The sequence below is a fragment of the Piscicoccus intestinalis NBRC 104926 genome, from assembly GCF_001515525.1.
GTDB lineage: Bacteria > Actinomycetota > Actinomycetes > Actinomycetales > Dermatophilaceae > Kineosphaera > Kineosphaera intestinalis.
In genome coordinates this window covers 74809-84217 of record NZ_BCNQ01000004.1, presented here as the reverse complement: position 1 = coordinate 84217, position 9409 = coordinate 74809, and the positions used below count along the sequence as shown (strand labels likewise).

Genomic DNA, 9409 nt, shown 5'->3' with positions numbered 1-9409 from the left:
GCCTGCACCGCCTCGACGAGGTCGGCGACGGTGCCCTCGAGGTCGGCGGCGGGCACGGCGAGGGCGGCGAGGCCGAGCGAGACCGCCTCCGCGGCCCCGATGCGGCGCCCGGTGAGGCAGATCTCCAGGGCACGGTCGGGGCCGACGAGATCGACGAGCCGGCCGGTGCCGCCGAGGTCAGGCACGAGACCGACCGTGATCTCGGCCATGGCGAACGACACGTCGTCGGCGACGACCCGCACGTCGGCGGCCAGGGCCAGCTGGAACCCCGCACCGATCGCGTGCCCCTGGACGGCGGCGACGACGAGCGCGGGGCACTCTCGCCAGGCGGTGAACGCCTCCTGGTAGCCGGCGATCCGGTCGGCGATCTGCGCCGGCTCGCTCTCGCCGGCGAACAGCCCGCGCATCCCGTCGGGGGTGAGGAAATGGCGGTCGAGCCCCACGGAGAACGACGGGCCGTCGCCGCTGAGCACGACGACCCGCGTCTCCGGCGGCAGCTCGCGGGCCGCGCGCGCCAGCTGTTCCCAGACCTGCGGCGACTGCGGGTTCATCCGCCGCGGCTCGCTGAGGCGCACGCGGGTGACCGCGCCGTCGTGCCTGACCTGAACCGACTGCGGGCTCTGCGGGCTGCCCTGTTCGCTCATACGCGCAGGTTATGCGGTGGGTGGCTCCTCCGATGACCCGGCTCCCGGCACCGGCCGCGAACCGGTTCCGGCGGCCGCGAGCCGGCCGTCGGCCCGCTCCTCCCAGAACTGCGCGTTGCGGATGCCGAGGGGCCGCGGGTCGAACTGCGGGTCGATGCCCTGCTTGCGCTGGGTCTCGTAGTCCTTGAGCACCTTGATGGCGGGCTTTTGCAGGATGAGGATCGCGATGATGTTCAGCCAGGCCATGAGCCCCACGCCGATGTCACCGAAGGTCCACGCGGCCTCCGCCTCGGTCAGCGAGCCGTAGGCGACGGTCAGCAGCAGCGCGAGCTGCAGGATCCGCACGACGATGCCACGCGCCTTCACCGAGCTGTTGCGCATGACATAGAACAGGTTGGTCTCGGCCATGTAGTAGTAGGCGACGATCGTCGTGAACGCGAAGAACAGCAGCGCGATGGCGACGAACGGGCCGCCCCAGCCGGAGTGCACGGTGTCGAGCGCCTGCTGGGTGAAGGCCGGGCCGATGGTCACGTCCGCGACCTGCGGCTCCCCGAGGTAGATGACGGTGCCCGACGTCGAGCCGTTGTCGTAGGTGCGGTACATGTCCGTGGACAGGATCATGAACGCCGTCGCCGAGCAGATGAACAGCGTGTCGATGTAGACCGCCATGGCCTGCACGAGGCCCTGCTTGGCGGGGTGCGAGACCTCCGCCGCCGCGGCCGCGTGCGGGCCGGTGCCCTGGCCGGCCTCGTTAGAGTAGATGCCGCGCCGCACGCCCCACTGCACGGCGAGGCCGAGCACGGCGCCGAACGTCGCGTCGAACCCGAACGCGCTACGGAAGATGAGGGCGATGGAGCTCGGAACGGTATCCCAGTGCACGACGAGCACGACGGCGGTCAGCGCGATGTAGGCGATCGCCATGAACGGCACGACAAGGGAAGCGAAGGTGGCGATGCGCTTGACGCCGCCGACGACGATGAACGCCAACGCGATGATGATGCCCAGGGCGGTGATCTTCGGGTCGAGTCCCCAGGCGGAGTCCATCGCGGAGGTGATTCCGTTGGCCTGCACGCCGGGCAGCAGGAAGCCCATCGCGATGACGGTGACGCCCGCGAACAGCATCGCGTACCACTTCTGCCCCATCGCCTTCTCGATGTAGTAGGCGGGGCCGCCGCGGTAGCTGCCGGACTGCTCGTCGCGCTCCTTGTAGACCTGGCCGAGGGCGCACTCGATGAACGACGTGGACGCGCCGAGGAAGGCCACGGTCCACATCCAGAACACGGCACCCGGCCCGCCGAAGGCGATGGCGGTCGCGACGCCGGCGATGTTGCCGGTGCCGACCCGTCCCGCCAGGCTCATCGCCAGCGCCTGGAACGAGGACACGCCCTCCGCGGAGGAGTCGCCCTTGACGACCTGGCGCACCATGTCGCCGAGCAGGCGCACCTGCACGAACCGCAGCCGCAAGGAGAAGTACAGGCCGGCGAGCAGGCAGAGCGCGATGAGCCCGTTCGACCACACCAGGTCGTTGATGACGGTCGCCGCATTGTTGACAGCGGTCGCGATGTCGTTGATCACGAACGGCCCCTTTCCGGGGATATGGGGCGGGCGCGACGAACGGCCCGAGACGCCCAGAACCATAGCGGTCCGTGCGTTTCTGCCTCGTTAAACAGGCACCTGAGGTCGGCGCGTGTCGGCGCGCCCGCGACGAATCGACGCGTCCAGTCGCCCGGCGGTCGCCGAATCGGCCCGGTGGCCGGCGATCAGGCCAGGGCGATCAGGTCGAGGTAGTCCGGCCCGAAGAGGTCCTCGACGCCGTCGGGCAGCAGCAGCACGCGCTCGGGGGCGAGCGCCTCGACCGCCCCCTCGTCGTGGCTGACGAGCACGACCGCCCCGGCGTACCGGTGCAGGGCCGACAGGATCTCCTCGCGGCTGGCGGGGTCGAGGTTGTTGGTCGGCTCGTCGAGCAGCAGCACGTTGGCGCTGGAGACGACGAGGGTCGCGAGCGACAGCCGGGTCTTCTCCCCGCCGGAGAGCACCCCAGCGGGCTTGTCGACGTCGTCGCCGGAGAACAGGAAGCTGCCGAGCACCTTGCGCACGTCGGTCTCCCCCAGGTCGGGGGCGGCCGACTTCATGTTCTCCAGCACGGTGCGCTCGACGTCGAGGTTCTCGTGCTCCTGCGCGTAGTAGCCGAGCTTGAGGCCGTGGCCCGGCTCCACCTCGCCGGTGTCGGGGGCGTCGAGGCCCGCGAGGATGCGCAGCAGGGTCGTCTTGCCGGCGCCGTTGAGGCCGAGGACGACGACCTTGCTGCCCCGGTCGATCGCCAGGTCGACGTCGGTGAAGACCTCGAGCGAGCCGTAGCTGCGCGACAACCCGGAGGCGGTCAGCGGTGTGCGCCCGCACGGTGCCGGCTCGGGGAAGCGCAGCTTGGCGACCTTGTCGCTGCGGCGCACGTCCTCGACCCCGGCGAGCAGCTTCTCCGCTCGGCGGGCCATGTTCTGCGCGGCCACCGCCTTGGTCGCCTTCGCGCGCATCTTGTCGGCCTGGCTGGCCAGCGCCGCAGCCTTCTTCTCGGCGTTGGCGCGCTCGCGGCGGCGCCGCTTCTCGTCGGTCTCGCGCTGGGTCAGGTACGCCGACCAGCCGACGTTGTACTGGTCGAGCGTCGACCGGTTGGCGTCGAGGTGGAAGACGCGGTTGACGACCTCCCCGAGCAGGGCCACGTCATGGCTGATGACGATGAGCCCGCCCTTGTACACCTTGAGCCAGTCGCGCAGCCACGCGACCGAGTCGGCGTCGAGGTGGTTGGTCGGCTCGTCGAGCAGCAGCGACGACGCCCCGGAGAACAGGATGCGGGAGAGCTCGACGCGGCGGCGCTGACCGCCGGAGAGCGTGCCCAGCGGTTGGCCGAGCACGCGGTCGTCGAGGCCGAGCGCGGCCGCGATCGTGGCGGCCTCCGACTCCGCGGCGTAGCCCCCGGCCGCCTCGAAGCGGGCCTCGAGCTTGGGGTAGCGCTCCATCGCCCGCTCGTGTGTGTCGGGGTCGGCGCTGGCCATCGCGCCCTCGGTCTCGCGCATGCGGCGCACGAGGTCGTCGAGCCCGCGCGCGGACAGGATGCGGGACCGGGCGAGCGTGTCGAGGTCGCCGTCGCGCGGGTCCTGCGGCAGATACCCGATCTCGCCGGAGGTGCTGACCTGGCCGGCAGCGGGCTGGCTCCAGCCGGCGAGCACCTTGGTGAGGGTCGTCTTGCCGGCCCCGTTGCGCCCGACGAGCCCCACCCGGTCGCCGGGGCCGACCCGAAACGTGGCGTCGGCCAGCAGCAGGTGGGATCCGGCGCGCAGCTCGACCCCGGTGGCGCTGATCACGGCATACTCCTGCGTGTTGTCGGGCAATGAGAGTCGGTGGGCCACGCCGGCTCGGTCGGACACGCCTCGAACACGCCTCGTTGCGCCGGCCGACATGGCGGTGCCGATCCGTCGTGACGATCGCGTGACGACGCGAGGAGTTTCACCCACGGGACGAATCGGCCGATGCATAGTTTACGTGCCAGTACAGGCACTCTCGGCACCGCCGAGCGTGTGGGCGAGAGCAGGAGAGGCCAATGACCTTCAACGACAACGCCCGCCTCGACACCTCCCAGGTCGGAGGCGGTGGCGGCGGCGGATTCCGCCCCGGTGGCATGGTCATCGGAGGCGGTGGCGGCTGCCTGTCGATCGTCGTGCTGCTGCTGTTCATGTTCTTCGGCGGGGGCATCCCCACCGGGGGCGGCGGCACCACCGATCAGGGCCAGAGCGGCCAGAACCAGCCGCAGCAGCAGGACCAGGGCGGCAGCATCTTCGGAGACCGCGGCGACGTGTCCGGCGCCGGGGGCGTCAGCACCGACGCGTTCTCGCAATGCCGCACCGGCGCCGACGCCAACCGCGACAAGCAGTGCCGCGTCATCGGCACCGTCAACAGCGTGCAGGACTACTGGAACAAGGAGCTGCCCCAGCAGTCCAACAACCAGCGCCAGTGGCGGATGACGAAGACGATCCTGTACTCCGGGCAGACCCAGTCGGCGTGTGGCACCGCGAGCAACCAGGTGGGCCCGTTCTACTGCCCGCTGGACCGGCAGGTCTACATCGACGCGGACTTCTTCGACCTGCTCTCCAGCCAGTTCGGCGCCGACGGCGGCAACTTCGCCCAGATGTACGTCGTGGCTCACGAGTACGGCCACGCCCTGCAGGACCAGCTCAACCTGCTCGACCGCGCCCAGCAGGACCCCAAGGGTCCGGAGAGCGGCGGCGTGAAGATCGAACTCATGGCCGACTGCTTCGCCGGCATGTGGGCCAAGGACGCGTCCACGACCAAGGACGCCGACGGCAACACGCTGCTCAAGCCGCTCACCCAGACCGACATCGACTCGGCGCTCTCCGCCGCCTCGGCGGTGGGTGACGACCACATCATGAAGTCGACGAGCGGGCGGGTGAGCCCGGAGAACTTCACCCACGGCACGTCGGAGCAGCGCAAGCGCTGGTTCATGAACGGCTACAACTCGCAGTCGATCAACTCCTGCAACACCTTCAACGCGTCGAGCCTGTAGCCCCTGCGGCTCTGTCGGACGGCCGCGCGAGACGCGGGTGCGGATGCCCAGGTGTCTCCGCACCCGCGTCCGTTTGCGTGGGTCCGTTTGCGTGTACCGTCCGACGACACGGCGTGCAGAACGGGTTGGGCTATGCGTCGTGAGACGACTCTGGTCACGATGTGGACGACCAACAGATCGAGTGAGCTCGGCCACGGGCCAACGCACAGGAAACACCCAGGTGCCCGTGCTCTCCCCCGATCCCCTAAACCTGCAGGTCAGGCTGTCGACAATCGGCCGAGAAGCCGGTTTCTGAAGCGTTCGGTTCCCTCAATTCTATGTGAGATAGTTCACAAAGGGCTCCCCGGCTTTGCCAATTCGTTATTCGGTGCCCTACGTTTACAACCGGTCCGGAACCCCTGATCCGGACCACCGGGCGGTGACGCTGAGTCCTGCCACCACTGGCCCGGTACCCCTTCGCACAGAAATGTGTGGGTGGCAGGAGCGGTGCACCCAGCAACACCGGGCGCGCGACACGTGTCGTGGCGTCCTTGGGGTGAAGCCCGCGGCGAACTCCTCCGCATCCCGGAGGCGCAGCCATGGGCCGGGGCCATCCAGGTCCCCGAATCCGACAGGTCATGCCTCGTAAGCGCCTCCTGGATCACGACCCATGAACATGATGACCGCTGCCCCTGCGCGCCTTCTTGCGACGGGCCTGCTTTCCTTCGGTCTCACCGGCGGCATCGCCGCCGTCTCCGCCCCCGCCGCGCAGGCCGCTCCGGCCGTGCAGAGCACCGCCTTGGTCGCCTCGTACAGCACGGTCTCCGCGTCCGTGGCCAGTTCGGCCGTGCGCGTGGCGGCCTCCAAGAAGGGCAAGCCCTACCGCTGGGGCGCCTCCGGCCCGAACGCCTTCGACTGCTCCGGCCTGACCTCCTACGCCTACCGGCAGGCCGGCAAGTCGCTGCCGCGCACCGCGCACGCGCAGTACCGCGCCAGCAAGAAGATCAGCCGCAGCCAGGCCCGCCCGGGTGACCTCGTCTTCTACGGCGGCGCCCGCAAGCACCACGTCGGCATCTACGCCGGCAACGGCAAGATGTGGCACGCCCCGAACAGCGGCAGCTCCGTGAAGCTGTCGAGCGTGCGCTCCGGCGCCTCGTTCGGTCGCGTCTGACGCGTCGCCGACGAGGCCTCGCCTCGCTGTCGTCGAGGGCCCACGAAGACACGCGACCTCGACGGCGGCACCGAACTCGCTCCCCGGTCGCCGCGGCGGCAACCTGACGGCTGTCGCGGCGACCGGTGTGGGCGGCATCCGAGTCCGGCGGGCCAGAGCAGTCCCTGCAGACCGCATCAGCAGCACAAGGCAGCACGAGCAGCACGAGACACGAGCAGCACGAGAACGGAGTGGGTGTCGTTGGCCGGCGCGCGGCGTGAGGTGACCTCGCGCGCTGTGGGCTTCGACCTCGGCCTCACGCTCGTCGACACGCGGGCTCGCATCCTGACCTCCGCCGTCGCGGCGTTCGACGCGCTCGGCGCGCGGGTGCCGGCGGAGCTCATCGCGCCCCACCTGGGAGTCCCCCTGGCCGACAAGGTGGCGGCCCTGAGCCCCGGCCTCGACGTCGACGCCTTCGTCACCGCCTACCGCGAGCTCTACCACCGCGACGACGCACCCGCTGCCCCGGCCATGCCGGGAGCCGTGGCCGCCCTCGAGGCCGTGCGACGCCACGGCGACCGCGTCCTCGTCGTCACGGCCAAGGTCGAGTGGATGGGCCGCGCCGCCGTCACGGAGGCGGGCCTGGCGCCGCACATCGACGCCCTGCACGGCGACCGGTTCGCCGCGCAGAAGTCCGCGGCGCTGCGCGAGGAGGGCGCCTGGATGTACGTCGGTGACCACCCCGGCGATGTGCTCGCCGCCCGCGGCGCCGACGCCCTGGCGGTCGCCGTGACGACCGGCGCCCACGACGAACAGGCGCTGCGGGCCGCCGGCGCGGATGTCGTGCTGCGCTCGCTCACAGAATTCGCCACCTGGTACGAGGAGTACGACCAGTACGACGAGTCCGACCCGAACGACTCGTCCGGCCGTCAAGGCCTCTGAGGATCAGGGGGCGAACAGGGTTTCCGCGTCCAGGGGGTTGCGGAAACCCGACATGGGGACACGGGCCCCGCGGGATCGGCCAAGGGGTTCGCCGAACCCGCGGGGCTCGTGCGTGTCACGCGAGCCCCCGCCGGTCGCCACGACGGTGACGACCGTGAGGCCGCCTCAGGCCTCGCGCAGTTCCCGCTTGAGGATCTTGCCGGTCGCGCCCTTGGGCAGCGCCTCGATGATCCGCACCGTGCGGGGGTACTTGTACGCGGCCACCCGCTCCTTGACGAACTCCTGCACCTCTTCCGGCGTGGCCTGCTCGCCCTCGACGAGCACCACGTAGGCGCAGACCTCCTCGCCGTGCGTCTCGTGCGGGACGCCGACGACCGCCGCCTCCGAGATCGCCGGGTGCTCGTACAGCACCTCCTCGATCTCACGCGGGTACACGTTGTAGCCGCCGCGGATGATCATGTCCTTGGTGCGGTCGACGATCGAGACGAAACCGTCCTCGTCGAGCCGGCCCAGGTCGCCGGAGTGGAACCAGCCGTCCCGGATCGCCTCCGCGGTCGCCTCCGGCCGGTTCCAGTAGCCGCTCATCACCGGGTCGCCGGCGATGATGATCTCGCCGATCTCCCCGACCGGCACGTCGTTGTCCTCGTTGTCGACGCAGCGCACCCGCACGCCCTCGACGGCCGGGCCGACGGTGCCGGGCTTGCGCTCCAGGTCGGGGCGGTTGAAGCTCGCGACCGGCGACGTCTCCGACAGCCCGTAGCCCTCGAGGATGATGCAGTCGAATCGCTCCTCGAAGCCGCGCATGAGTTCCAGCGGCATCGACGAGCCGCCGCTGATGCACACTCGCAGCGAACTCAGATCGTGCTCTCCGGTGGACGCCCGGGCGGCCCCGAGGATCGCGCCGTACATCGTCGGCACGCCCTCGAAGACGCTCACCTTGTCGCGTTCGATGACCTCCAGGGCTTTGTTCGGGTCGAACCGCGGGATCATCGTCAGCGTCGCGCCGGCCGCCACCGCGACGTTGAGGCCGCACGTCATGCCGAAGACGTGGAACAGCGGCAGGCACCCCATGATGACGTCGTCCGGGGTGACCTCCAGCAGGGTGCGCCCCGAGACGTCCTGGTTGGTCTGCAGGTTGCGGTGGGTGAGCGACGCGCCCTTGGGGCGCCCGGTCGTGCCCGAGGTGTACAGCAGCACCGCGATGTCGGAGTCGGCCCGGTCCTCGACCTCGGTCACCGGCTCCGCCTCCTGGAGCACCTGCGGCAGCGTCGTGACGTCGAGGAACGCCACCCCCGTCTGTTCGGCCCCGGTGCGGGCGTCGTCGTTCATGCCGACGAGGAGCCGGGCGCCGGAGTCCTCCAGGTAGAACCCGACCTCCCGCGGCTTGAACAGCGGGTTCATCGGCACGACGATCGCGCCGATGCGCATCGCGCCGTAGTAGACGATCGCGTACGCGGGGATGTTGGGCAGCGACATGGCCACCCGGTCTCCGGCCTCGAGGTCCTGGTCGCGCAGGTATCCGGCGAACGCCGCGCAGGCCGCGTCGAGCTGCGCGAACGTCAACGTGGTGTCGTCCTGCCGGAGCGCGAGCGCGTCCGGGGTGCGCGCGGCGGTGGCCGGAAGATTGGCTGCCAGGTTGACCATGGGGGCCCCTTCGTCGGAATGGTCCCTGCAGTATCACCCGACAACCGCGCCCCGGCCGCTTCCGTGGGATGCGGATCGACCGGGGCGGGGAGGTTCAGCTCACACGTTGAAGCCGAGCGCCCGCAGCTGCTCGCGGCCGTCCTCGGTGATCTTGTCCGGGCCCCACGGCGGCATCCACACCCAGTTGATGCGGTGCGTCGCGACGACGTCCTCGAGCGCGGCGGCCGTCTGGTCCTCGATGACGTCGGTCAGCGGGCAGGCCGCCGAGGTCAGCGTCATGTCGATGATCGCGTGGCCCTGCGGGTCGACGGTCACCCCGTAGACGAGCCCGAGGTCGACGACGTTGATGCCGAGCTCGGGGTCGACGACGTCGCGCATGGCCTCCTCGACGTCGACGGCGTTGACGGGCGTCGGGCCCTGCGCCGGCGCGGGGGCCGGAGTCTGCACAGTGTTCTGTTCGGTCATGGTCGCCTC

The 9409-nt window shown here is 70.3% G+C and carries 8 protein-coding genes; 3 read left to right on the top strand and 5 right to left on the bottom strand.

Translation table 11 applies throughout. The features are described 5' to 3' along the window. From PINTE_RS01930 to PINTE_RS01920, 3 genes are all read right to left on the bottom strand, one after another. Window positions 1–644, bottom strand: a 644-nt coding sequence (locus PINTE_RS01930; RefSeq protein ID WP_068425458.1) for an enoyl-CoA hydratase/isomerase family protein, incomplete at its 3' end; no start/stop codon positions are given. A 9-nt stretch (window positions 645–653) separates the two neighbouring features. Then, complete coding sequence (locus PINTE_RS01925; RefSeq protein WP_245642747.1) at window positions 654–2219, bottom strand: alanine/glycine:cation symporter family protein; 1566 nt, start codon at window positions 2217–2219, stop codon at window positions 654–656. A 185-nt stretch (window positions 2220–2404) separates the two neighbouring features. Next, window positions 2405–4003 (bottom strand): ABC-F family ATP-binding cassette domain-containing protein, encoded by a 1599-nt coding sequence (locus PINTE_RS01920; protein WP_068425482.1) that lies wholly within the window; start codon window positions 4001–4003, stop codon window positions 2405–2407. 236 nt (window positions 4004–4239) lie between these two features. On the opposite strand from PINTE_RS01920, the gene ypfJ reads away from it, so the two are divergent. The 3 genes from ypfJ to PINTE_RS01905 all read left to right on the top strand — a co-directional run bounded on the left by ypfJ (window position 4240) and on the right by PINTE_RS01905 (window position 7291). Continuing rightward, window positions 4240–5220 (top strand): KPN_02809 family neutral zinc metallopeptidase, encoded by a 981-nt coding sequence (gene ypfJ / locus PINTE_RS01915; protein WP_068425456.1) that lies wholly within the window; start codon window positions 4240–4242, stop codon window positions 5218–5220. Window positions 5221–5869: 649 nt separating this feature from the next. Continuing rightward, window positions 5870–6370 (top strand): C40 family peptidase, encoded by a 501-nt coding sequence (locus PINTE_RS01910; RefSeq protein WP_068425452.1) that lies wholly within the window; start codon window positions 5870–5872, stop codon window positions 6368–6370. A gap of 234 nt (window positions 6371–6604) precedes the next feature. Then, window positions 6605–7291 carry an HAD family hydrolase gene (locus PINTE_RS01905; RefSeq protein ID WP_245642746.1) on the top strand — a complete coding sequence of 229 codons (687 nt, stop codon included), beginning with the start codon at window positions 6605–6607 and terminating at the stop codon, window positions 7289–7291. A 165-nt stretch (window positions 7292–7456) separates the two neighbouring features. Here PINTE_RS01905 and PINTE_RS01900 read toward each other — a convergent pair whose 3' ends face one another. Next, complete coding sequence (locus tag PINTE_RS01900) at window positions 7457–8935, bottom strand: long-chain-fatty-acid--CoA ligase (protein ID WP_068425449.1); 1479 nt, start codon at window positions 8933–8935, stop codon at window positions 7457–7459. A gap of 99 nt (window positions 8936–9034) precedes the next feature. Continuing rightward, the gene (locus tag PINTE_RS01895) at window positions 9035–9400 is read right to left on the bottom strand and encodes a metal-sulfur cluster assembly factor (protein ID WP_068425445.1); all 366 of its coding nucleotides are present in this window, start codon (window positions 9398–9400) and stop codon (window positions 9035–9037) included. Between the last annotated feature and the right edge of the window lie 9 nt (window positions 9401–9409).